Origin of the sequence: Segatella copri (assembly GCF_026015295.1) — a bacterium.
In the GTDB taxonomy this organism is placed as follows: Bacteria; Bacteroidota; Bacteroidia; order Bacteroidales; family Bacteroidaceae; genus Prevotella; species Prevotella copri_C.
On record NZ_JAPDUW010000001.1, the window covers coordinates 1,031,275 to 1,057,146 of the forward strand.

Here is a 25,872-nt window from a genome sequence, read left to right on the forward strand (position 1 = left end):
TGCCAAATGACAGCTTTAAATAACAATAAGGAAACTTCCATCAATCCAATGATTATCATGGATAAGGCTATTGATATGAGTACTCGCCTATCAGGAAGCCAGTTTCCCGTAAGCATCTTTCCTGCCAAGATTCAGAGAATCATCAAGGAGGTACACGAATGCCACAGTTTTCCTACCGACTATATATCAGCAGCCATACTCACTGCATTGGCTGTTGGTATCGGCAACACGCACTTGGCACAGATGAAACAAGGTTGGCTTGAAAGTCCTATCTTATACATGGCTCTTATCGGAAGACCAGGAGCCAACAAGAGCCACCCACTTAGCTTCGCTATGAAGCCATTCCTCGATTACGACTATGAGCAAAACAAGTTGTTCGAGGAGCAATACAGTAAGTTTGAGGAAAAAATGTGCATGTCTCGCAAGGAACGCATTGAAAATGGAGAGGATGGATTTCCGCAAGAACCTGTACGCAAACGTTTCTTGGTCTCTGATGTCACACCAGAAGGCTTGAGCTATATTCATGCGCAGAACAAGAGGGGTTTGTGCCTATGGACAGACGAGCTATCTGCATGGTTCAAGAACTTCAACCGCTATAACAATGGTTCAGAGGAACAGTTCTGGCTATCTGTCTTTAGCGCCAAGACAACCATATCAGACAGAAGAAGTTCCAAGAGTTCCATTTTCATTAAACGCCCCTATATCTCAGTAATCGGAACCATCCAAAAGAAGATACTTAGTGAGTTGGCGAAAGGCGAACGCTCCAACAACGGCTTCATCGATCGCATTTTGTTCGTCATGCCTAACCTTCAGCAGAAAGCGAGATGGAGTGACCGAGAGTTGCCCGATAATATAGAGCGAGATTGGCAAACCATCATTCAACACCTTATTGATATGGAGTGTCCAATAAATGAGCAACAGGAAATCGAGCCTCATGTCTTATCATTCACTGAAGAAGCTAAGGCAAGGCTCTATGAATGGCAGCATCATTTCTCCGAGCAATGCGACAATGAAACAAATGATACCATTGTCAGCATCTATTGCAAATTGGAGATATACATCATCCGTTTCTGTCTGATTATTCAATTGGCACGATGGACATGTGGAGAATGTGATAAGGAAGCCATCGACCTGCTGAGTGTAGAGCGAGCCATCCGATTGACAGATTATTTCAAGAACTCTGCCATATCAGTACAAAATATCCTCAACGAGAATATGCTCACCGCTCAACAACAAGCAATCGTCAACCATCTTCCTGCAACATTCACCACGGCCCAGGCTCATGATGTCGCCAAAGAGAACGACATGAAGTCAAGGACATTGGAAAGATTTCTGAATGATAACATCGGAGTCCTATTTCGCAAAGAGAAGCATGGGGAATATTCAAAGATTAACTCGTGACGGTATTGTCGGTTTTGTCGCTTTTGGCGGTTTTAATACCAAAAGCGACAAAACCGACAGAACCGCCACATAAAAAAGAAATGAAATGAGTACACATAGATTCATATTAGAGCCATACAAAGGCATCGCTACCCGACATACATGTCCAGAATGTCATAAGAAACGTAGCTTCGCCCGATATATTGACACAGAAGGGAAGATTGAGTTTCCTCCCTACGTGGGTCGTTGCAACCATGAGCAAAGTTGTGGTTATCACTTCACTCCCAAGGATTTTTTTGAGAAGAATCCTGAGAAGAATGAGACATTCACAAAGGATGAGACTATTTCATATAAGAAGAGAGAAATGCTGAAGCCATTACCCACTTCTTATATAGACGAGAACATCATGCGAAGTTCTCAGAAATGTTATGAGGCAAACAACCTTTTCTTGTTTTTATCTTCTCAATTCGGTGAAACAGCTACTCTTTCTTTGATGGAGAAATATCATATCGGAACTTCCAAACACTGGACTGGTGCCACGGTATTTTGGCAAGTTGACAATCAAGGCAAGGTGAGAACTGGTAAGGTAATGCTCTATAATCCTGAGACAGGTAAGCGAGTAAAAGAACCATACAGCCATATTTCATGGGTACACTCGCTTATCCCCCACAAGGATTTCAATCTCTGTCAATGCTTCTTTGGTGAGCATCTTATCAATGTAGCCAAGACCAAGCCTATAGCATTGGTTGAAAGTGAGAAGACAGCCTTGATAGCCTCCTACTATCTTCCTCAATTCTTATGGATAGCAAGTGGTGGTAAGAATGGTTGCTTTAACACGAAGTCGTTATCTGTTCTGAAAAACAGAGATGTGGTCTTATTCCCTGATTTGGGAGCGACAACAGTTTGGCAAGATAAGCTGCCAATGATGCAAGCTCTCGGCATCCGTGCAACGCTTTTCGACTTTTTAGAGCATCAAGCCTGTGAAGAAGATAAAGCTAAAGGCTTGGACATTGCTGATTATTTGCTCAAAATCAAGCCTGCAGAAGCAAAACTTCAAGCCCTCATCAAACAGAATCCTGCCATTCGGAAGTTGATAGATGTCTTCAAACTCGAAATTGTTGACGAGCCTCAACCACGTTTCCGCACTCCTAAAAGTCAACGTGGTTTCAGACTCTGAGATGATTTGAAAAATCGAGGTATCTGACGATAGCAAGTTATGTTTTGAGTTACTCAAAACCTTTCGAGTTACTCTCGAAAGCACTTGCCTATCGGTAGATACCTCTCCAAAGTCGAGTATCTGAATCAACCTATCGGTAAGCAGAGAATTGCATATATGATGACTTACTGTCGTATAGATTCATTGATTTACTGTCGTATATATATGCATGTCATATGATAAAACGTTTTACATGGAATGAGTAGAAAAAGCCAATTTTTTCTTTCTACTATATATGTCATCGATTAATGATTCCTATTCTTGCGACAACTCCCAAGGCATACACCTACTATATGAAGATAAAGGCATTTGCTTGCCATCATACTCTTGTACGATTTGTTTGCGAAATAAAAGTCCAGAGTCATGTTCTTCCCACTTTATGCCCGTCACATAAGCCTTACCTTCTATCATTTTGATACCTATTGTATAATAAATCTTGTACCCATTACCATCACCATATGAAAGAATGAAGTCACTGCGTTCTACAAAATCCGTAGTTTTGTCTTTCCATGGTTTAACCAGCATTTCATATGGTAACCACCCTCCAGTAGGCTCTCCATTGCCTATCACATTATCATAAACCTCCTGTTTATTTTTATACTCAACAAGCAAGAGACGATCAGAGCAAATCGGAGGTATAGGAGCATCTTTCCAACTATCAAAATTAGGAGACAAAATTGCCACCCTAAAATCTTTAGCGAGCTTTAAGCTATCAACTACATCATAATTGGTTGAGATAGCAACTCCATGCCATTTATTAAATTCATCAATACATTGAGGACAATCCTTTATCCATAATGTGTCATTACAAAATACCATGGGAAGTTTGCGTTTGCCAATGGCAGAGATTTTCATTTTTCCACCCTGTTTGGTAAGTGTATATGGTCTTTGAATATGTAGGGAATCTGTTTGCAGATGCACTATATAAACATTCTTGTCATATTTCATCTTTTCCACATACAAAGAACCAAATACACTATCATTAAGGGTATCTATATCGCACCCATATATATCAAAATTCATCCTATTAACGTCAGCAACAATATCATCACAGCAGAAGTTTTTGAGGAATGATACAAAATCGTCTTGCAAAGCTTGACAGTAGGCTTTGCCTTTAGAATCATCGACATTAACTCTTTGAGCATAATAGTCATTACAGCCAACATAAAACTTCCTGAAAAATTCCGCTATGCTGTCATTCTCAGAGGTTTCTGTGCATTGGACTTTTTGATTGCAACCACAAAGGGGCAAAATGACCACCAATAATAAAATTATCTTTTTTACCATATTTTCCACCAAATAATGATTATACACAAATAAATTTCGTGCCATTAAAAGGCACATAAAGTCAAAAACAGATATAGAATCTTTACTAATTGTCCTTACGACTGTCAATCCGCAGGGACAACTTCAGTTTTCAAATCCTTGACAATAGGTATGCCATAAAGACCTTTACACAAAGTTACATTCACGGTATCACCCTGGTCACATGTTTTATAAATATCAGAATCATCCAATCTAAAGTATTCTTTATTATCTAAAAATATTAAACTCACATTAAACTTTGAAAACCAATGTCTATAACCATTGTTTGTTATATGTTTCTTCCCCATAACATACGCTTCTCTATGATAGGATTCCGAATTAGCAAACCAATAGTTAGTTGATTGAACCAGCATAATCAGCAATCCAGTAATAAAAATACCGACACAGCACCCGAAAAATATAGCAAATGGAACTTCTTTTCCCTTAGCTCCAACAACGAACAACAATACAAAAATAGCTATGGCAGGTATGATTCCCCACACCCAAAATGGAAATTCAAGGATTGTATGTGCAGAGATGTAACTGTAATAAAGACCAATCCTCGTTACAATAAAGATAAAAGCAATATTTGCTACCCACCTCATAATCTTATTCTTTCTCATGCGTTTAACAAAGCACACAAGTTTCTTGAACCATTCTTTTTTTATGAACGGTTCGAGAAATTTTAGACATTCAATCTTGCTACTTTGTTTTGTTGATACTTTCATACGTCTTTATTTTATGTTTTATGAAATGAACGATTGACATTTGATTTTATTGCATAGAATTGCAGCATTATCTCAAAATACTGATCTATCAATGGTTTTATACGTATTACGCTATATTTTAATAATCATAGAAAACTTGGCGACATGCATATATTTCAATTAAAATCGAATGATATGCTTTATAAAATAGAGCCAGCTTGGATTCTATTACTGGAACATATTACGGTGTATTACCGTCTGATGTTGAAACAACACTCACGTTAAATGCTGATGGCACCTATTTGTTGATACAGTCATACAATGAAAAGTAGAACAAACAGGAAAGGTTAAGAGGTACTTTCCAAGTGCTTGACTACAACATCCTGATGCTTGTGCGTCCTTAAAGCGGTGAGCATACCTTCTACAAGGTGAAGGATGCCAACCATATTATTCTGATAGATTCGTTTGGCAATGAACCCCAAATAGAGGAAAGAAAGAATTACATTCTGAGGAAGGAAAGATAAAATGCAAATAAACTGTGTTAAGCCATAATTATTTATAGCCTAACACAGTTTATTTCACACGCTCAATGACAAGAATAACAGTGTTAAAATGTAATCGAATTAGAAAAAGAAATTCCTGTTACACCACTGCTTTCTAATTTATCCTTTAAACCCTCCGACACATAGATATTAAAATCGAAAGGCAGTAAAAAAAATAAATCTAAAGACCTATCAAAATTTTCTTTTAATACGATTTTATTTAATGAAACACCAAATGAACCATCTTCGTCTTTCGCTTTTAACTCCATATAGTGCTCATACGACTTTATTTTTATTGGCCCTTTATTTAGAAATTCCCATTCTGTTTGGTAAAACTCTGATTCTTCGTAATTTAAAGCATCTACAAGATTTGGTTGTGATAAGTGCAGCCAATAGTACTCATATTCTTGGTCATTTGTTTTAATAGATGCTTCAAAAAACTGATGTTGCATGACATGTGAACTATCAATTATCTCTTTGACTTTGGAACTGATTAAAAAATCAGTAAATGGACCTGCTGTAGAACTTAAGACATCTGTAAACTTTGCTTTCTTTTTCAAACGAAAACTTAACTTTGGCTTTATGCCCGAAAATATTTTCCAAGAACTGATTTGTTGTGCTTGGAATACAGACAAGCAATCGACTTGCGGATATATGCTGTATGCCTCTTTCTGTAAAATATAATATTTTTTCATCTTTTTGAACCCCTTTCTTTGAAAAGAACGTAAAATCAATAGTTTTATTGCTATGATTGTACTTTTATTAATCGCTTCACTCGTTGTACGGTATTTACCCCTTAAACAGATGATTTCCCGACAACAGGAGTCGATAACATTACAATAAGCCCACAAAAGGAAGACCAGATATATGATTTGTCTGGAAAAAAGGTAACAAGCATAGAGAACGGACGCATATATATTATTAATGAGAAAAAGGTAATATCTACAACTCATTAAAAAGAAAAATATTAGAAAGGAATTATGGAAAGCGATATTTGCCCATAATTCCTTTTATTTTTATATGCCCCCACCAACTCCAATTGGATATAATCAAAACGGTACGACCGGTTTCCAGAAATCGCTAATTTGATTTAGTTTCAAGTTTCTCTTCCAAACATTAGCTTTAATAAAATGCTCTTCATAAACAGCCCTGTCTCGCTCTGGATAAATGTTCCCTTTCCAATATTGTCTCAATTCGGCAACCTTAATGAGATGTCCATTGGTGCATACATATTTTGCATATTCGTTCTCTGCGGAAGAAACATACACTCTTGAAAGAATACACTTGTATTTGTCGCTGATTTTGGGGTTTGGAATATCTTTGAATTCTTCAATTTTGTCATAATGTTCAGTATTAGGATTCCAAACACATGCATCAAAATGTTTAGTGCCAGAAGCACCAAAGCTACCCAAATAAAACAGCACATCTTCTTTTATACCGTCAAAATTCAAGTCAGTCAACAGACAACTATCAATACGTTCTTCATTTGGTACAAGATCATCATCTTCAGGATATTTGTATCCGAAGCGATGAATGGTCTTGTCGCCACGTTTTATAATCACTCCATAATCAACATCGTCAACCTCATGCTCTATCATAAGGCTTAGAGTGTCGTCATTACTTCTCATAGAAGAATCAGAAGTTGCTTCTTTCTGTGGAACACATTTCGTTTTATTCTTATTGCATCCCCATACTACAAGAAAACTACAAAAAATGAGTAGAATAAAAACTATCTTTTTCATACTTCTTTTTATTTTTATTGCGACAAAGATACAGAATTTCTTTTTATTTTCTGCAAAAATTAGCAATTATCTTACTCCACCAATCGCAATTGGATATAAATCGTGCTGTGGGAACTTCTCGCAGCCGATATAGAGCGTTTCGAAGGCATCGGTGCCGTCGGTACGGTGTTCGAGAAGTTCTTCTTCTGATTCAGGTTGTTTTCACCCAAAAAGGTGCAGATGAAGCGAAGCGTAACAGGAGATGATGCCGATGGCTGCTGCCCACAAAGGAAAAGCCATTGTCCTACGTTTGTTGGGCGCAAGACAAAGGCTGTATCTGGAAAGGCGGATTAGGAGGGATTCCGCTTCAATGCAAAATATACTTTCTGTTTAATTTGGCTACTTTTTATTGCAAGCATTGCAATAATTCTATTTTACACTCGTTATTATAGTAAGAAAGTACAAACTTTGTTGCTTCAATAATGTACTTTATGTAATCACAATAAAGCGATATAAAAAGATGAAACAAAACGATAAAAATATAAAAGAGATACGAATATACCATAGCCTTTGGAAGAATATTCTTCTGACTGTTGGTTGTTTTGCTTTTGCTGCAGGTGGATATTTCATACTCCATGATGCTAATACCTCATGGCCAACAAAAGTATTTGGCGGTATAGGATGCATGGTGTTTTTTGGTTGTGGCGGAATGCTTATGTTTATGATGACTTTGTATAACATAACTACTCATATACCATTTTTGATAATCCATGACGATAGGCTTGACATTTACGAACAGCGCAAGAGAACATATCGAACAATCTATTTTAAAGATGTGGAGCAATTTCGCCTAATTAGTATATATTCTAACAACTACATAGCCATTGATTATTGTACAGTACCTTTGATGCGTAAGATGGAAAATGCTTCATGTCTAACCCAACGTATGATGAAATTTAATGTGTCTGTATCAGGAGCAATAGAAAGCATCCTCGTGCAGAATCTGACAATGAGGGGTAAGGACATATGCAATACTTTGAACAATCGAATGAAAATATGGAGGTCGAACTGCAATTAATAATTGTGCTGTTGAGTTTTTATAGCACAAGACAAATACTTTATTGAAAAGCGGATTAGGAGAGATTCCGTTTCAATAAACAATATAGTCCTTGGATACTTTTACATTTTACTAATATCATCATCAAGTTGTTTCCTCCAGATTAAAGTTCCGATACCTGAAAAGATGAACGTGAAAATTAAAGCTGCTTGGGCATAACCGACAGGCAAATAATCTCCTTCAAAAAAAAAGATAATCAGTTTTTGAAGAATAGTATAATTTAGGAAAATACCCTGACTTTATCTTGTCCAAAATTCGATCTCCCGTATGTAATGCATATTGTTTTGATTTATAGGTTATAAGAATTGTATTTGAACTCTTATAGTTACTTTTTTCCTTAAATCCATTATATGTATAACCAGTAATAGGCTCCTGTGTCTTTTCTATATAGTTGCCGTATAAATGGCATAGATACAAAACAAGAGTTAAAACTAATCCTGCGCAAAAAATTGTCTTAAATAATGTTTTAATCTTCATATTCTTACGATTTTATAATAGTGTTATAATTGATTGTGTAATTACGGACTTTGCATCATCAAAGGACATATCTCGTTGATCTACTAAAGTAAGTATTATCCTCTATTGATTCGTTCTACCAATTCGTCTGGTGTAAGTATCTCCATCTTAGAGAAAACAAACTCTTCATCATAAATAAATTGTTTGCATTAGCTTCGATAGCCCAATTCCCATGATTCCACATTGCCGATAGTTGATACCGCCAGTTCGTCTCATTCATTTCGAGATTGGATCTGTTTTGCCCATAATACTAAGAAAGTACTCTCCCCCTAAATAGCCATCAATTTCTTGGACAATTACATTGTCAACAATAATTGATTTGAGTTCCAGTTGGATCCTTCCTGGAGAGATAGGACGCTTGTCTGCATCAAAAACAAATTGCGAAGGACATTTAAAGTTGAAAAGCACAAGATGCTGCTTTCCGCCATAGTTCAGTGTCACAGGTACTTTGCTATCGCTATATATGATTTTCCCCATTTTGCTCGCTTCTCCTGTTTCTTCGTCTGAGCTTGCAAAAGAATAAGGTATCGAAATATCATAATCGGGCAACAGCTTGACTGCTTCTGCCAATTTAGTATCTTTTATAACAAAACTTATCCAGCTGATTGGGACTTGCTGTAAGGTGACAGTCCGGTTTTCGTACCCTCCAAAAGTGTAGTGGATGATAGGTTGACCATTTTCTGTGACCTCACCCTTCCATAAACTTTTATAATCCATCTGTTCTTGCGATGCATTATAGATTACAGGAATGAATATACTGCTGTATTGTCCTTTAAGCTCATTACTCAACTCCTCAATTACACTTTGACGCTGGAAGTAAGAATCCACATAAGTAGGATCCTCATGGCATCCGTTTAAACTAATCATGGCTGAAATAGCCACAATGACCATTGATATCTTTTTCATTGCTATTGTTTTTATTATATAACGGCGAGACTATATTATTATTGTTATGTTCAGAGTCTATCGTATAGTTTACGTTTGCATCGTAACCATAAGCTTTCTTGGTTGCCTCAAGTTCGTTGTCCGTCATGCGCTGATAAATCACCATGCCGTAGAATGGTTTCAGATTTCCATTCTCATCGGTTGCATCGCCCAGTTTCTGCATGGTGTGCATTTGCAAATAATTTGACTCTGTTTTTGTGAGGAGTAAAACTTGCATATAGCGGCTTTGCATACTTTGACTTGCCGAACCGCGCATGATGAATCCTGTTACAGCATCATAAAACCATTCTGTCTTGTTATATGACTTACCATCGGTATCGCCATGGTGGAAACCTATCAGATGACCGTCTGACTCATACCAATAATCCATATATCCACCGCCATAAACTGTCTTGCGGTAGTCTGTTTGTGAAAGTCTGCCGTTATCCTGCACTTTATACATGCCTATGACTTTCCATCCATAGCCCTTTACCTTATTTTCAATGTCAGCAGCACTTACGGGCTTTAATCCTTTAAACACACAGCATCCATCGTTGTTAATAATATAAGTCCTATCGAACTCATAGTCAATAACTGTAACTGGTCCGCTAGGTTCCTCAGTCATATCACAACCTGTAAAAGAAACGATGCTGAGCATCGCCATCAAAAAAATCCAAATCCTTTTCATTGCTTACTTTATATTTATGTATTAAGTTCTTTTTCTTGAAATTTGTATGTATTATCCTCTATTGATTCATTCCACCAATTCGTCTGGTGTAAGTATCTCCATCTTGGAGAAACCAAACCACTTCTTGCCCAAGTCCTTAATGGATGCTCCTATATGATACACATCATCGTCTATACAAAGGAAGCGGTCATGTGATAAACGGAATGTTTCAACATCAATCGGTGCATATTGAGCATTATGACGGTCTATGTCGAGTTGGAACTGACGGCTTATCTGCTGAGTGTAGATGATTGCAGACACGTTATTGTCTCTTTTATCGAGCAATGTCAGTACAGTCTCGTCAACATAGTTGTCGATAAGGACAATACGTTTCTTTGAACTCTTAATCAAGTCGGACACGAAAGTATAGGCATCATAAACTTGCCCATTGTAGAACACACCCTGCTTCGGCTTTGCGTTGCCCTCGTCCAATCTACGGAACACTTCTTCTATACGCTTGTCGGATTCTTGCAAGTGTTGTTGCATTTCCAATTGATGGTATTCCATAGTCGAGAGACGCTTACAAACAATCTGCTAATTTAGGAAAGAATAACGAACCAATCCTAAATCGGCTTTCATTCCTAATAGACTGTAAATCAGTGATATTACATCACCTTACTATCCTTTCATTTCCGATGGTTAGACCCGCTTGGGATAATTGGTGGTTACTGGTGATTAGCGAAACCGCCGAACAGCAGAAAGTGATCGGCGCATGGCTCTGTGATTATGCGGAACACCAACAACAATTTGATGAAATAAAACATCGCCACACACTCAATGAGGTTGGCGATGTTGCAGAAAGTCGGTATGATTAGAAGATTGATAGGGGGCGAGGGGGAATCAGTCTGTAATGATTATTTCTTTATTATGATAAATTCCACCTTTTGAAGCCCCTTTTTATGGACGTTGGCAAGAATAAGCGCATATCTGACCTCCTCGCCGGAGTTCATGGAGCGGATACGTGTAAACTCGTCTTCTGGAACGACATTCTTGAACATCGGGCCGGATGACTCGTTACGCACCAGACGAATTTTGTCGGTAAAGGGTGAAATGACATACGAGTAAGTTGCTTGATAAGGCACACTATGGAATTTCACCCAGTTCGGGTCTTTATGATCAAGGATATTTACCAGCCATATACGCGCCTTATCGTAAGATGGTAGCGGCGAAACATTGTCATATTCAACTTTACCATTTATTTTACCTTCATCATCTACTACAATAGTGCTAGCTACGCCATACTTTTCGAAAGGACACAAGTCATAGTATTCTATGTCTGCTTCTGTTTTTATCTCTTTGTCAATCGGAATTTCAGGGTCTGCTACAAGCCTGTCTTGAAGAACACGGATAAGTTCATATCTGCGGTCGGAAGCATCCGCAGGTGGATTGGCGAGGATTGTGCGCTTTACCGAGAGATAATATTCGTGCCCGCGTTCATAGGTAAAGCCTTTTATCTGTTTAAATCCAAGGTCTTGCCATTCTTCGGAATCACCTTCCGTCTTGACGAGCAAGCACTCTATGGGGTTTTCCTTCATATCATCGCCCCACGCATACGTCACGCCTGTTTCTGCCGACACCAGCATCCTGATTTCTTTGACTGAATCTTTAGGCTCATCATCATCGCTACAAGCTGCCAGTCCTGCCATGGCGAGGAATGTCATGAGCAGCATTCTGAAAAAATTTATATTCATCATTCTTTTTAAATTTTAATTGTTCTCTACATAATAATAAACACCGAAAATGCAAAAATATTGCATTGCAAACACATTTTTAATTCCGAGAACTCTGTATCTTAGCCAAAAGCTCCTCAGACATCCATACCCTGTCAGCTCATGGGGAATTACATTTAAAGAAAACGTGATCCAACTATGTCATTTCCCTCAGAAACGCCACTTACGTATATCTCCTTCTCTGACTCATTTGAAGAACACGAAACCTTGGCAACACTATCATCAGAAGAAGTTGCTGATACTTTACCCTTAGCTCCATTAACATTCACCTTGCTGCCACTATCGGTATAGGTTTGTAAGAGTGTTAATAACAATCTGCTTACCAGTAATTATATCACCGAGTACTTCGTCTTCAGTGAGTTGGATTCCAGAATCATCATCGCTACAACTTGCCAAACAGAGCAAAGCTGCTAATGCCATAAGAATCATTCTAATTTTCATACGCTTCTTGATATTAAAGGGTTATAATTATTCTATAAACGCAAAAGAAATCAAAAACTTGCATGAGATTTCAAGATTATTTTATTCCTTGTGTTATTTCATCAATACAGGCTTATTATCGTAGCCGTTCATCTTGTTTGTCACTATTGTCGTTCCAAATAACCTCTGGTTCATGTACAGTTTGCAATGGTACTTTAACAATAGAGTCAGAAGCCACTTTCTCATAGTCATTTGGTGAGTGATTGGTTTGCTCTACAAAGGTTTTCTTCTTGGAGAGACAGGCATGACGGAGCTTACTTTGTTCTACACTCTTGAATGGTGGCAGTAGGCATTTCGTAACAGTGTCAAAGACGTTATCCAAGATTCTAAGACAATTGGTTGCAAGCCTAAGTAATGCGATATGCGCTTGCGTATCTTGTCTGCTTTCAGATTATGTAAACCATGTTCACATTGCCCATTGTCTGCAACTCATTGACTGTGATACATGAAGTGGTGCGATTAAAATTATCGAAAAAAGCAACTGTGGAATAATATTTTTTAAGATAATAGTTTGCTCTAATCCAATATAAATCTGTATCTTTGCAACCAGATAAGCGTTCTGTAACACAAGAAACGGAAGAGACTGAGAAACAATGCATTGCATTTGTTTCCAGAATCTTACAAAAAAGGCTAAAAAGGAGCGGTACAACTTCATCGCTAACAGGCTGAGAATAAGCACATTACATTTGTTATTCATTTTCTCTGCACTTGTAAAAAGGGTAGTTGTACCGTTTAAAAGATAAAAGCTTAACTATCAGCAACATCCACATGTTGCATCGGAAAGTAACCCCCTGGACAGCTCTAAAACGAACATTTTTATAACTGCTTGCAAGCCACCTACTTAGGTGGCTTTTTTCGTCTTAACACATTCCATTTGTAATTTGCTGAAACCAATATTTTGGTGTATTTTTGGCTCAAATTTCATTCGTGGCCCTCAATTCTGTGATCAAATGGAAAGCCAAAATTCTATTTTTGGACACTAATTGCAAAATCTGCAAACCTTTCCAGTGACCGACATTTCTCATGTTGGACACCATCATGAAAATTGCTGCAAAAACGTGAAAATTGCTGCAAAAGAATTAGGGGGACTCATAGGGTACTAAATAGCAAACAAAAATGAGGATTTTAAGAAAATGTGAGGTATGTGGTGAAGAGTTCATTGCTACCAAAATCACAAATAAGTATTGCTCCAAGAGGTGTGCTCGTGTTGTGCATCGGAAGAAAGAAGCCGAGAAAAAGAAAAAAGCAAGAGAAAGTAAGAAGGACGATGCTCAGAATTTGCAAAGTCTGGAAATCGCTTCTCGACCTTTCTTGACACCTTCAGATGTCGCATTTCTTCTTGGTGTTAGTGTTACTACTGTGTATCGATGCTTTTACTCTGGAACACTCAAAGCTGTCAGACTACGACGTAAGACATATGTTCGTCGTGAAGATCTTGATAAGTACTTTGAGGAAGCTGGTGCATACAAGAAGAAAAGCTATAAACGCAAAGATGACCAGGAGTATTATACTTTGCGTGAAATCATGGAGAAATATAATATCGGTCGCAAGGCCGTATGGGGACGCTGTGACCGTTTGGGTATTCCAAAAGTCTATGTAGGACGTAACACCTTCTTCAGTAAAAAGGCAGTTGATGCAAAGTTTGCAGACCTTCTTGAAGAAATCGATCTCGACAACTACTATACAATGGATCAGGTGATGGAGATGTATGGTATGACTCGAACTAACGCTATGAGTTTTGTAACCTATCACAAGGTACCAAGGGTAAACAGAAATGGTAAAGCCTATTACTCAAAGATACATATCGATAGTATCAAGCAAAAAGGCAATGAGGTAGATCCGGACTGGTACACTTACGAAGAGATTTCAGAAAAGTATGGCTTAACAAAGGATCAGATTAGCTACACTCTTAAAAATTATGATGTAAGGACAGAGAAGCGAGGTAAGTTCACGATGATCTATAGAACCGACTTCGACAAGATTACTCAACAGCGAATGGGCAACACCAAGAAAGTGGAGAACCTGGATGGAACAGAACGTGTCATCTTCCAACCAAAAGCACAGGAGCGAGCATGTCCTCCTACTCCAGAAGGATATTACTCAACTGAGGAAGTGGCAGAAATGTTCAAGATTACCATCAAGCATGTCGGTGTGATGACCAGAGAGAACAAAACTCCTAAAATAGCTCTTAAAAATTTCAACTTCTATGAGAAGAAGGCCATTGACATCCTGTATAATCAAAAGCATAAGTATGCGGATATAAATGACTGGATCACTCCTGAAGAGATGAGAGATACCTACAAGATGACGCATGACGCAGTACGTTCATTCATCCACAGGCATAAGATACCTTCAAAAGTTGAATATGGAGTAACCTACTATTCAAAGCAGCACATCCAGGCGCTGAAGACTGGATATTTCGAAGGGAGAGAACGCTACTATTCCGTAGAAGAAGCAATGAAGAAGTATGGAATGACAAAGGATATTGTTCAGTATTACGTCAAGCATTACAAAGTCACTAAAGTAAAGAAGGGGCAATTCATGTTCTTTAGAAAAGAAGAATTCGACAGACTCATGGAAAAACGTTTCAAAAATGATGATTTGAAAACAGATTATACTGAATAGTATGATTTACTTTCTCTTTACTGCTGTCAATGTAGTATTATTTAAGAATTTTGCAAACGAATTTTATTAATACAAAAATCAGATATATTATGCAAGTATGTAAAACCGTTAAGCTCCGTATGCGTGACAGACGCAACGGAACAAAGTCACTTTTCCTGGACTTCTGGCCAGGATATAGAGACCCGGAGACGATGGAGTTGATACGCCGTCGCTCACTTGGCATGTACATTTATGCCGATCCTGCCAACAAGCAGCAGAAGCTCTACAACGACAAGATTCTCGCTAAGGCAGAAGCTATTCGTTGTAAGGTGTACATTGATGTTCTTGATGAGAAGTACGATTTCTTCAACCGTGACAGATTGAAGGAGGACTTTCTCGGATATTTCAGAAATATGGTGAATCGCAACTATGTGAAGTGTGATGCAGCCTACAAGCATTTCGAGAAGTTCAGTAAAGGTAAATGTACATTTGAGATGCTTGATGTACTTTACTGTAACAAGTACATGGAATATCTCCTTGACACCAAAGTGTCATCAAGAGGTGGACATGTTATCAAGAAGTCTATTTCCAGAAATACGGCATCAGCCTATTGGAATGTGTTCAAGCAGGTCTTGACAAAGGCATACCGTGAGCGAAGACTGACAGATGATCTTGCCAGCCTGTTGGAAAACATTTCATGTACAACGCCAGTGAAGCAAAGTCTTACATTGGAGGAAGTTAGAAGAATGTATGCCACTGAATGTTCTATTCCGGTGGTTCGAAAGGCAGCTTTGTTCTCTTGTCTGACTGGTCTCCGTATCAGCGACATCCTGAGATTGAAATGGGAAAACATCCGTAGCTATGCTGATGGTGGATATTATCTGGATTTTATTTGCGTGAAGACAAAATGCCAGACCCAGGTTCCAATTGGCGATGATGCGTATGCTCTAATCCATCCAAAGACCAACAGAACATATATCTTCCAAGGTTTCAAACGTACTATGACGTATGGTGTGATGCAGAACTGGCTAAAAGAGTGCGGTATCGAAAAGCATATCACCTTCCATTGCTTCCGTCATACGTATGCCTCGTTGCAGCTCGAACTTGGTACAGACATCTATACAGTTCAGCATCTGCTTAACCATAAAAATGTCAGCACAACGCAGATCTACGCTTCTCATGCAAATCCAAAAACACGTGAGGCAGCAGGCAGAATTACGTTAACGAACGTAAAAGACGACGAGAAGCCAACAGAAAGCAAGATGTGCCCAAAAGCAAATAAGAGAAAATAAGATTATAATACGGCAAATAAGAGAAAATAAAATATCGCTTAAAGCATTGAAACACAGAATAATAAATAGTGTTTAAGAGACGCATTTTGTTGATACGAAATAGTAGAAAATAGCAAGATTCTCTATATCTTTGCAGACACAAAAACTCCAAAAAGTAACAATTGCAATGATTAAAAAGTTAAAAGAGAACTTCTTGATTCTCCTCATTTCGAATATGCTCACCATCGTTATGGTAGTAGTCGCTCCAAGAATACATGGAGCGATTGCTAACCTGATGGTGACAGTTTCCGACTCTGATTTCGGTTTCTCTTTGCCGATGATATTCTATTATATATCATTTGCCATCATTGTCTGTGCATTCATGTGCTTGCGTAAGCCGCAAGCGGTGAGAGACATCGTGATCAACAACAGTATTTCTTCCAACGAACCATCCATCTCGGATGTGGAGAAAGCAGAAGAAATGCGTGAACGCTATCGCAACAGGCAGTATAGTCTTGAAAGTTCAAAATATGATGCAGTCAAAGACTACACTTACTCTGTACTTTCGCCATATATGACAGATGAGTACTTGGAGATGCTGTGTCAGAACATAAAACTGTATGACATCCCTGAATCATGTATTGTTCCAGTGAAAACAAATGGAACATTGAATACTCTCGACATCAGGCATTACTCCTGGAATATTGGAGAACGCCTTGGCTGGAGCGGTCAGAAACGAGCTACCTTCATAAAGCTATGTTTTCCTACCGAACTCCAGGATGTTGAAGTGGAAAGCATGAGACGTACATTGAGACAGAAGGGCAAATGCGTAATTGAGATAGATGTACCCGATTACAATGATTATCAATTTCATCATCAGAAATAAAGAAAGTTTTCAATATGCAGAACGAAGAAAGACAAATAACATTCAATGACATACCGGAAGTATTGTCAGAGATTCTAAAAAGATTCGATCTTCTTGACCAGTCTATGGAACTGATTCGAGAAGAAGTGCGCAGGACTAAAAGACCTTCCCTATCAGATCATATTCCGATGGATGTGAAGGAGGCATGTGAGTTTCTTAAAATCAAGAAATCCACTATGTACACTTACATACAAAACGGTGAAATCCCTGTCAATCAGAAGGGTAAGAAATACACCTTCTTTAGAGATGACCTTATCAAATGGTTAGAATCTGGCTGCAAGATAGAGGCTCCAATCAGCACCATGGAGATTAATCAGATACTCAGCAAAAGACCAAGACGAAGAATTTGACAGGACAGATAAATGCCTATAATTCAGAAGCCTACATTGGATATTCCCTAATGTAGGCTTTTCTTTTGATAACAGTCTAAATAATCATACTGATGTTATTTTTTATACTGAATGCAGATAGACTGCACAATTTTAGTGTATCTTTGCACTGAAATGATGACTTACATAGCAAATATCAGTCAAGTTAAATACACATTTCCGCCTGCTTCATTAAGTAGGCGTATTTCAAATTTATTCATTAACAAAAAGTAATATGAGTCAGAAGAACAATTCCTCTGTGCTCTCTCTTTTTGTGTTTACAATGCTCAGATCATTGTCCAAAACAAGAGATTGAGCTTTCCAAAGATGAGCTTTGGACACTCTATCGTGCTGCTTACGAGCAGTACAAGTCGGAAATCCTTAACGATGGCAAGTTGTATGACAGATATGTCAACGACTTTGTTAGCTATCACCTCCCGGTCTTCTCTTCCGAGGAGCAGATCGTCCGCAACCATTTCAAGCATGTATTCAGCTTGTATGAGTTGCTTACAACCAGAAAAGACCTTGTCACTAAGTACTTCACCAAGTCCTCATTTGAGAAAGGAGACTTTGAGACAATGGTTTATGAGTTCAACCACATTGAAGTTGTGGTTGAAAGCCCTCGTATTCTTGCTTCATTCACTCCAGAACAGATTCGACTCATTACGAAATTCGCCAATGAGTCGAATTTCTTTGTAGATGGTATCGATGAAGAAACGATGGACGGATTCTTCAAATGTGCGTTGGAAGAATCTCTGGTTGTAGTCAACATGCGACAGGTACTTCAATTGCTGTATGCTTTGTCTATCGAGAAGATGATTCCCCACAACTGGGTATCACTTATTGCGGACAATCAGCTGCTCATCCCTAAGAGTACGGGAAAGGCATCCAAGCGAGGTGCTATCAGCAGCCGACTTAGTGAACTGAAGGCTTCATCTGCAAAGTTCCCAAGTGGGGAGTTTCTGGATTTTGCAAAACAACTGAAAGAAATGCGATGAAGTAAAGTAAGTTAAACAACTGAAAAGAAAAATCTCCTTACTTCCCCCCTGACACTTCCGAGTGTCAGGAGTAAGGTCGGTTGTATTAGATTTTATTGGGGTAATTTTGCCCCCGAATCGATTCAGTTTCGGGGGTAGCCCCCTTATTGTCTAACATAAAAGTAATTAGAAAATGGAAAATAGTAAAATTGACATGAACATACTTGCCAAGAGAGTAGAACTTTTGGAAATGAGAGTAAAGGAACTTACTTCGGTAGAACCTGAGGCACTTAACGAGCGACTTTCAAAGATTGAGGAAAGATATTTCTCAAACAAAGAGATGCTCACCACCACTGAGGTTGCGGAATATCTTGGCGTTTCTCAGTCTCAGATATACAAGCTCACCATGAACATGGAGATTCCTCACTACAAGCCACAGGGCAAAACCATCTATTTCGACAAGAAGGAGCTTTTGAAATGGATGCGCAACAACCATATCACCCCGGCACGAAAGGACAGTGCCAATAAATAGAGAAGCGTTATGAAAGACAGAAAGAAAAACAAGACCAGAGTTTATTCTGATGTCCAACTGACGGCTCTCTTGGAAAAGTCTGAGATAGTGATTGACCCCTCAAAGTGTAGAAATCAAATTGAAAGAAGCAATGGCAAGAGGAAGAAACAGTAAAAGTGAGAAAGAAGAGTCTGCAGCAAGTTCTCTTGAAGTAGGCATGCTGTGCAAGAGCGCTTTCAACGACAGTGAACTGGAAAGCTATCTCAGACAAGGAGAGATAAAAGCTTCAGAAAAACCGCCCGTACCACCCCAGGTGTTATGGGTCGGTGACTGTACCATTGCCACTTTCGGAAATTTCAGCGCATCAACTGGTAAGGCAAAGAGTAAAAAGACGTTCAACATCACGGCGATGGTAGCAGCAGCTTTAACCAATTCCACTGTACTCAACTACCGGGCAAGTTTTCCTGAAGGAAAGAGACAGATCCTCTATTTCGATACGGAGCAGAGTCGCTATCATTGCCACAATGTTGTTGAACGAATCTACCGACTGGCAGGACTCAGCCTTAACAAGGAAGACAAGCGCATCAAATTCTATGGACTAAGGGAGTTCACTCCTACTCTACGCATAGCCCTCATAGATTATGCGCTAAGAACATTTGATGGTGTGGGACTTGTCATTATCGATGGTTTGCGAGATCTCATGTACGACATCAACAATGCCAAGGAGTCAACAGACGTAATGACGATGCTGATGGCATGGACGAGCAAGTATGATCTGCATATCCATTGCGTGCTCCACCTTAACAAGAATGACAACAACACTCGTGGCCATATTGGTACTGAGTTGGAGAATAAGGCAGAAACGGTGCTGATTATCAGCAAGAACAAGCAGGATGCCAATATCAGTGAGGTAAGACCCATGCACATGCGAGACAAAGAGTTTTCGAGCTGGGCATTCCACATTGACGATAACTCTCTGCCTGTCCTTGATGTCGGTTATCACGTCACTGTTGTCAAGCCCAAAGACAAGCCGCTCACCTCTCTGCCTGACGATGTTCATACGATGGTACTTCAAAAGATTTTCTCCAAGAGTACCCCACAGAGATACGTCGATTTGGTAAAGGCTCTGGGTGAAGCTTATGCCGAAGAAGGTTACAAACGTGGTGATAATGCCGTGAAGGAGATGCTAAAGATTTTCAATGAACGAAAGTTGATAACAAAAGAGAAAGACGGCTACCATTATCACCCTACTCTGTTTCCGTCCAAGTAAGTTTATAAGTTTAAGTTTAACCGGGTATATATATATTAAACTAATATGTGCCCATAAAATATGTAACAACATGACTATAGAAGAAATCAAATCAGTCAGCATTGTGCAGTTCCTTGAATCACAGGGCTATCATCATGTCTATATATTAAAGGAGAACTATTGGTATCTGTCTCCTTTTAGGACTGAGGCATCGCCTTCATTCAATGTCAGTCCCAAGAAGAATCTATGGAATGACTTTGGAGCTGGCGAAGGTGGCAATCTCATCAATCTGGTTCAGAAAATGAATCCTTCCTGGAACAATCATGAAGTTCTGACCTATCTGGAACAGAAGATAAAAGAACACCATCTACAATATTCAGAGGATTATGAAGCCCAAAGAAAGGAAAATGAGAGAAAGGAAGCCTGGAAACAAGACCAAGCTGACCAGCGAGAGAAGGCAAAAGAAGCCAACACCATCATTGAGCGTATTGTTGGGCTCAGTCATCCTTATCTCAGAGACTACATTTTGCAGAGACGAATAGACTATGACATAGCCAAGGAGTATTGCAAGGAAGTACATTATCGTATCTATGACAAGAGTTACTATGCCATAGCCTTTGAGAATATCGAGGGTGGAATGGAAGCAAGGAACAAATACAGCAAACGAAGCATTGGCAAAAAGTCGATTTCAATCATCAGACCAAACAACGAGCTACACAAAGAATGTTGTATCTTTGAAGGTTTCTTTGATATGCTGACATATGCCAGTATCAAGAAATGGATAACAGACAATGAGATTTGTCTGCCACATGAATGCGACTATCTCGTTCTCAACTCTGTCAGTAACATCAAGGTTCTGCTGCCATACCTGCAGGAATACACTCTGATACATTGTTATCTGGACAACGATGATGCAGGTGCAAAGACTGTAGAGAAGATAAAAGCTGCTTATCAGGATAAGGTAGTAGATGAATCCCATCGATATGTCAATTACAAAGATGTTAATGATGTAATCAATGGTATCATCAAACCACCCAAATAATGTCCCAAATGCCATATCACTGACCAATCAGGAGGTTCTCTTTCGAGAGGGTCTCCTTTTTTGTTTTATATGCCCTCTTGTTATTTTATAGTATGATTATTAAAATATTATCATACTTCTTTTATAATCTGTGTTAAGACTGAAACGGTTTTAGCTCTGTTTTTTCATTTATCGCACAAATATATGTTCCTTTGCACTGTTTTTGGGAAATACGCCGACTCGTCGGATGTAAGTTCCGAGTATGATAACAATAAAAATAACAAATAAAATTCAGATTAAAAATGTCAGGATTCGTAATTTTTGCGCTCGTCCTCACTTTTGTGTATGTAGTGTACTTTGCAGTAATGATCACATTAGACCTACATGGAAAGAAGGATGAAAAGAAAACAGAAGAAGAGGCCTATGATGTAGGTGATTTGACCAATGAGGAACAGCCAGTTGCAATCGAAGAACGCAACGAGGGTCCTGACGAGGGTGACATGACCTTCACGGAGCAAATCACGGATGATGGACTCAGAGTTGTCAACCCGACAGGAAACGTACCCTATCCGCAACCTCCTTCTGGTGAAGAGCAATCGCAGCAGCCACAGTCACATACCGTGACCAGCGAAGAACTCAACGAGAAGAACGATGAGATTTTGGAGCACATAGATCCAGTGCCACAATGCAGTTACCTCTCAGATGAGTTTATGCAGAATCTCAACAATAAGCACAACACCCGAAAAATAGAAAAGAAGAATGCCAGAGATAAGCTGTAAACACAATCTTTTGTTTGCCATAATGTTAATAGGTGTCATGCTCTTCCAGCCAATGTTGGCATCTGCCAAATGCGGTGGTGTCGATTATAGCTGGGGAGCAGACGCACTGAGCAATGCTCATGACTTTACGGTAACAATGATGCTCTATGTAGTCTATCTGGTGTATGCCATAGCTGCCATCGTAGCCATCATAGGAGCTTTGCAAATCTATATAAAGATGAATACGGGCGAAGGTGACGTAACCAAATCCATCATGATGCTGATTGGTGCCTGCCTTTTCATGATAGGTGCAACTATCCTGTTCCCTGCATTCTTCGGTTATAATATAGTATAAGGTAAAAAAGATAGGATAACAAAACATCTCAACCTGCAGGAGAGATAAATGAGTGTAAATTTTTTAAGTAACATCAAAAGAAATCAAATGAAGAAAATCAAGAATTTCGCAAAGAATCTTTTCAGTGCCAAGCGTATGAAGACGCTCGCCATGCTCCTTTTCTGTGGAACATTGGCGACCTATGCCCAGAACGCAGCTGGTGATTACACAGCCGGAACAGATGCCCTCGCAACTGTGACGGAGGAGATTGCCAAGTATGTACCTTTTGTGGTTAAGCTCTGCTACGCCATTGCCGGTGTAGTTGCCGTTGTGGGTGCTATCAGCGTTTACATCGCTATGAACAATGAGGAGCAGGATGTCAAGAAGAAGATCATGATGGTTGTTGGCGCATGTATCTTCCTCGTTGCTGCAGCCCAGGCTCTGCCTTTGTTCTTCGGCCTCTAATCTATCGTTCAAGCATTAAAGAATACATCATGTCAGGAGAAGTAAAAGAAAATCAGTACGTAAGCTATCCCATGTTCAAGGGTCTCCAGAAGCCCCTTGAATTTATGGGATTCCAGGGACGCTACATCACCTGGGCAGCCTGTGCCATTGGTGGAGCCATCCTCGGCTTCATCATAGCATATTGCATCCTCGGCTTTGTGGTTGGTCTTGTGGTTCTCGCTGTTTCCATCTGTTCGGGAGCTGCTCTCATCTTCTTCAAACAGAAGAAAGGGTTGCATACCAAGAAGGAAGAGCATGGTGTGTTCATCTATGCTTGTTCGCATAGAATGTAATCAAACAAAATTCAAACGTAAACAAATGAGCAAGTGTGTTGAAATCTGAATAGTGTAAATCGGTAGGCTCACCCTCTCGCAAGGATGAGCCTATCTTCATTTGATAAAAGAGCAAATAACAATGATCATATATGTAATCATAGCATTTGTAGCAATACTCATAGGCATGTCTATCTCAGTCTCTGCCTTTGGAACCGGAGGCAAACGCAAGAAGATCTTTCAGGACATCTACTTCTCTGTTGAGGATGTAGATGGCATTGGCGTGCTCTACACCAAGACTGGCGAATACTCAGCCATTTTGAAGATGGATAACCCGGTGCAGAAGTATTCTGCAAACATAGACAGCTACTATGAGTTCAATCATCTTGTCACCGCACTTGCCCAGACCCTCGGTGAAGGCTATGCCATTCATAAGCAGGATGTCTTCGTGCGTAAGCAGTTCCAGGATGAGAGTAACGACAACCATGAGTTCTTGTCAGAGTCTTACTTCAAGTATTTCAATGGACGTTCCTATACCGACAGTCAGACTTATCTGATTATCACCCAGGAGAATAAGAAAAGCCGTATCTTCTCTTTTGATAGCAAGAAATGGCGTGACTTTATGGTGAAAATTCGCAAGATCAAAGACCAACTGAAGGACTCAGGCGTGGAAGCATCCTACCTCGATGGCAATACGGCTCGTGAATATGTTGACCGCTATTTCTCCATGAACTTCAACGACAAGACTGTGTCTATGACCAACTTCAAAGTCGATGAAGAGTCTATCTGTATGGGCAACAAACGATGCAAGGTCTATAGTCTTGTTGATGTTGATTGTGTCAGCACGCCATCTATAGTCCGTCCTTTCACCAACATTGAGGTGAACAATGTTTCCATGCCAGTGGACATGGTATCATTGGTTGACAGCATTCCTTCTGCCGATGTAGTTGTGTATAATCAGATGTTCTTCATTCCTAACCAGAAAAGAGAACTCTCCCTACTCGACAAGAAGAAAAACCGTCATGCCAGTATGCCTAATCCAAGCAACCAGATAGCCGTGGAGGACATCAAGAAGGTGCAGGATGTGATAGCAAGAGAAAACAAACAGTTGGTATATGCCCACTTCAATCTTGTCGTTGGAGTATCTATAGATGCTGATATTCAGAAATGTACCAACCATCTGGAGAACTCCTTTGGCCGATTGGGCATTCATATCAGCAAAAGAGCCTACAACCAATTGGAATTGTTTGTCAACTCATTCCCTGGTAATTGCTACTCCACCAACCCAGAGTATGACCGATTCCTGACCCTCAGTGATGCAGCCGCCTGTCTCATGTACAAAGAGCGCATTCAACATAGTGAGGAAACACCTTTGAAGATATACTATACAGACCGCCAAGGTGTGCCAGTTGCCATCGACATCAGCGGAAAAGAAGGAAAGAACAAGATAACGGATAACTCCAATTTCTTCTGCCTCGGTCCGTCTGGAAGTGGTAAGTCCTTCCACATGAATAGTGTAGTCCGTCAGATGTGGGAACAGAACACCGACGTTGTGATGGTTGATACCGGTAATTCATACGAAGGACTCTGCGAATATGTCGGTGGCAAATATATCAGCTACACAGACGAGCATCCTATCACGATGAATCCTTTTGCCATCAAGCGTGAGGAGTTGAACATCGAGAAGATAGGCTTCCTGAAAAATCTGGTCATGCTCATCTGGAAAGGAACCCAAGGTGAAGTCACAAAGACGGAAGACCGTCTCATAGAGCAGGTTATCACGGAATACTTCGATGAATACTTCATGAAGAAACAAATTGAGAACCTATCGTTCAACACATTCTACGAGTACAGTAAAGTCCGTATTCCTCAGATTATAAAGGAGAACAACCTGGCAGGAATCGACTTGGCATCCTACAACTATCTGCTGAAGGACTTCTACAAGGGCGGTAGCCATGAGCTTACTCTCAATGAGAACCTCGACACAAAGCTGTTTGATGAGACCTTCATCGTTTTCGAGATAGACTCCATCAAGGATGACCCTCTCCTCTTCCCTCTTGTTACACTGATTATCATGGACGTTTTCATCCAGAAGATGCGTATCAAGAAGAACCGTAAGGTGCTTGTAATTGAAGAGGCATGGAAAGCCATTGCTTCGCCAATTATGGCAGAGTACATCAAATACCTCTACAAGACAGCACGTAAGTTCTGGGCATCAGTGGGTGTGGTTACTCAGGAGATCCAGGACATCGTGGGAAGTCCTATCGTGAAGGAAGCCATCATCAACAACTCTGATGTGGTGATGCTGCTTGACCAGAGCAAGTTCCGTGAACGTTTCGACGAGATCAAGGCAATCCTGGGCTTGACAGATGTGGACTGCAAAAAGATCTTCACCATCAACCGCCTTGAAAACAAGGAAGGCAGAAGCTTCTTCCGAGAAGTCTTCATCCGAAGAGGAAGTGTCGGAGGCGTGTTTGGTGTAGAAGAACCTCATGAGTGCTATATGACCTATACCACCGAGCGAGCAGAAAAGGAAGCGCTGAAACTCTACAAGAAAGAGTTGCAATGCGACCATCAGCATGCCATCGAAGCCTATTGCCGAGATTGGGAACTGTCAGGGATCACTAAATCCCTGCCATTTGCCCAGAAGGTGAACCAGACTGGTCATGTGCTGAACCTCAAACCCAAGAGGAAATTTGATGAGTATATGTAA

The 25,872-nt window shown here is 39.7% G+C and carries 23 protein-coding genes and 2 pseudogenes; 16 read left to right on the plus strand and 9 right to left on the minus strand.

What is annotated here, in order from left to right; genetic code table 11:
- Nucleotides 1-6: 6 nt before the first annotated feature.
- Complete coding sequence (locus ONT18_RS04240) at nt 7-1,401, plus strand: YfjI family protein (RefSeq protein ID WP_264904257.1); 1,395 nt, start codon at nt 7-9, stop codon at nt 1,399-1,401.
- Between the two features lie 85 nt (nt 1,402-1,486).
- A complete protein-coding gene (locus tag ONT18_RS04245) occupies nt 1,487-2,557 on the plus strand; it encodes a DUF6371 domain-containing protein (protein ID WP_264904259.1) in 1,071 nt (356 codons plus the stop codon).
- A gap of 294 nt (nt 2,558-2,851) precedes the next feature.
- On the opposite strand, the gene ONT18_RS04250 is transcribed toward ONT18_RS04245, so the two are convergent.
- From ONT18_RS04250 to ONT18_RS04265, 4 genes are all read right to left on the minus strand, one after another.
- On the minus strand, nt 2,852-3,883 hold the full coding sequence (locus tag ONT18_RS04250) for a hypothetical protein (RefSeq protein WP_147344237.1): 1,032 nt from the start codon (nt 3,881-3,883) through the stop codon (nt 2,852-2,854).
- A 104-nt stretch (nt 3,884-3,987) separates the two neighbouring features.
- Nucleotides 3,988-4,629 (minus strand): hypothetical protein, encoded by a 642-nt coding sequence (locus tag ONT18_RS04255; RefSeq protein ID WP_264904263.1) that lies wholly within the window; start codon nt 4,627-4,629, stop codon nt 3,988-3,990.
- A gap of 586 nt (nt 4,630-5,215) precedes the next feature.
- Nucleotides 5,216-5,845, minus strand: a complete 630-nt coding sequence (locus tag ONT18_RS04260) for an imm11 family protein (RefSeq protein WP_264904265.1) — start codon at nt 5,843-5,845, stop codon at nt 5,216-5,218.
- 354 nt (nt 5,846-6,199) lie between these two features.
- Entirely contained in the window at nt 6,200-6,892 is a 693-nt protein-coding gene (locus tag ONT18_RS04265; RefSeq protein WP_217326340.1) for an XAC2610-related protein, read from the minus strand.
- Between the two features lie 499 nt (nt 6,893-7,391).
- Here ONT18_RS04265 and ONT18_RS04270 point away from each other — a divergent pair, with 499 nt between their 5' ends.
- Nucleotides 7,392-7,949: an STM3941 family protein gene (locus ONT18_RS04270; protein ID WP_264904267.1), complete on the plus strand. Its 558-nt coding sequence runs from the start codon at nt 7,392-7,394 to the stop codon at nt 7,947-7,949.
- A gap of 771 nt (nt 7,950-8,720) precedes the next feature.
- Here the strand turns inward: ONT18_RS04270 and ONT18_RS04275 are convergent.
- From ONT18_RS04275 to ONT18_RS04295, 5 genes and pseudogenes are all read right to left on the minus strand, one after another.
- On the minus strand, nt 8,721-9,410 hold the full coding sequence (locus ONT18_RS04275) for a DUF4840 domain-containing protein (protein ID WP_264904269.1): 690 nt from the start codon (nt 9,408-9,410) through the stop codon (nt 8,721-8,723).
- Entirely contained in the window at nt 9,364-10,116 is a 753-nt protein-coding gene (locus tag ONT18_RS04280; protein ID WP_264904271.1) for a hypothetical protein, read from the minus strand. The genes ONT18_RS04275 and ONT18_RS04280 overlap by 47 nt, the downstream gene beginning before the upstream one ends.
- A gap of 66 nt (nt 10,117-10,182) precedes the next feature.
- Nucleotides 10,183-10,617 (minus strand): annotated as a pseudogene (locus tag ONT18_RS04285) (ORF6N domain-containing protein); the annotation flags it as partial.
- A 392-nt stretch (nt 10,618-11,009) separates the two neighbouring features.
- Nucleotides 11,010-11,849 (minus strand): DUF4377 domain-containing protein, encoded by an 840-nt coding sequence (locus ONT18_RS04290; protein WP_264904273.1) that lies wholly within the window; start codon nt 11,847-11,849, stop codon nt 11,010-11,012.
- Nucleotides 11,850-12,629: 780 nt separating this feature from the next.
- A complete protein-coding gene (locus tag ONT18_RS04295) occupies nt 12,630-12,755 on the minus strand; it encodes an Abi family protein (protein ID WP_245403052.1) in 126 nt (41 codons plus the stop codon).
- Nucleotides 12,756-13,481: 726 nt separating this feature from the next.
- On the opposite strand from ONT18_RS04295, the gene ONT18_RS04300 reads away from it, so the two are divergent.
- The 13 genes and pseudogenes from ONT18_RS04300 to ONT18_RS04360 form a co-directional block, all read left to right on the plus strand.
- Entirely contained in the window at nt 13,482-14,990 is a 1,509-nt protein-coding gene (locus ONT18_RS04300) for a helix-turn-helix domain-containing protein (RefSeq protein WP_264904274.1), read from the plus strand.
- Between the two features lie 89 nt (nt 14,991-15,079).
- Nucleotides 15,080-16,261, plus strand: a complete 1,182-nt coding sequence (locus ONT18_RS04305) for a site-specific integrase (protein ID WP_264904276.1) — start codon at nt 15,080-15,082, stop codon at nt 16,259-16,261.
- Between the two features lie 166 nt (nt 16,262-16,427).
- Nucleotides 16,428-17,126, plus strand: coding sequence for a hypothetical protein (locus tag ONT18_RS04310; protein WP_094881203.1), 699 nt, complete (start codon nt 16,428-16,430; stop codon nt 17,124-17,126).
- 14 nt (nt 17,127-17,140) lie between these two features.
- On the plus strand, nt 17,141-17,515 hold the full coding sequence (locus tag ONT18_RS04315; RefSeq protein WP_094881202.1) for a helix-turn-helix domain-containing protein: 375 nt from the start codon (nt 17,141-17,143) through the stop codon (nt 17,513-17,515).
- Between the two features lie 290 nt (nt 17,516-17,805).
- On the plus strand, nt 17,806-18,531 hold the full coding sequence (locus tag ONT18_RS04320) for a hypothetical protein (RefSeq protein WP_264904280.1): 726 nt from the start codon (nt 17,806-17,808) through the stop codon (nt 18,529-18,531).
- Nucleotides 18,532-18,703: 172 nt separating this feature from the next.
- Nucleotides 18,704-19,042, plus strand: a complete 339-nt coding sequence (locus ONT18_RS04325; protein WP_264904282.1) for a helix-turn-helix domain-containing protein — start codon at nt 18,704-18,706, stop codon at nt 19,040-19,042.
- A gap of 130 nt (nt 19,043-19,172) precedes the next feature.
- Entirely contained in the window at nt 19,173-20,291 is a 1,119-nt protein-coding gene (locus ONT18_RS04330) for an AAA family ATPase (protein ID WP_118081761.1), read from the plus strand.
- A gap of 70 nt (nt 20,292-20,361) precedes the next feature.
- On the plus strand, nt 20,362-21,312 hold the full coding sequence (locus ONT18_RS04335; protein WP_264904285.1) for a toprim domain-containing protein: 951 nt from the start codon (nt 20,362-20,364) through the stop codon (nt 21,310-21,312).
- Between the two features lie 344 nt (nt 21,313-21,656).
- Nucleotides 21,657-22,070 carry a hypothetical protein gene (locus ONT18_RS04340; RefSeq protein WP_233544393.1) on the plus strand — a complete coding sequence of 138 codons (414 nt, stop codon included), beginning with the start codon at nt 21,657-21,659 and terminating at the stop codon, nt 22,068-22,070.
- A 22-nt stretch (nt 22,071-22,092) separates the two neighbouring features.
- On the plus strand, nt 22,093-22,404 hold the full coding sequence (locus ONT18_RS04345) for a DUF4134 domain-containing protein (RefSeq protein WP_118115504.1): 312 nt from the start codon (nt 22,093-22,095) through the stop codon (nt 22,402-22,404).
- 87 nt (nt 22,405-22,491) lie between these two features.
- Nucleotides 22,492-22,848, plus strand: a complete 357-nt coding sequence (locus ONT18_RS04350) for a DUF4134 domain-containing protein (RefSeq protein ID WP_118191493.1) — start codon at nt 22,492-22,494, stop codon at nt 22,846-22,848.
- Between the two features lie 29 nt (nt 22,849-22,877).
- Entirely contained in the window at nt 22,878-23,180 is a 303-nt protein-coding gene (locus ONT18_RS04355; protein WP_264904289.1) for a DUF4133 domain-containing protein, read from the plus strand.
- Nucleotides 23,181-23,343: 163 nt separating this feature from the next.
- Nucleotides 23,344-25,872: pseudogene (locus ONT18_RS04360) on the plus strand (TraG family conjugative transposon ATPase); the annotation flags it as partial.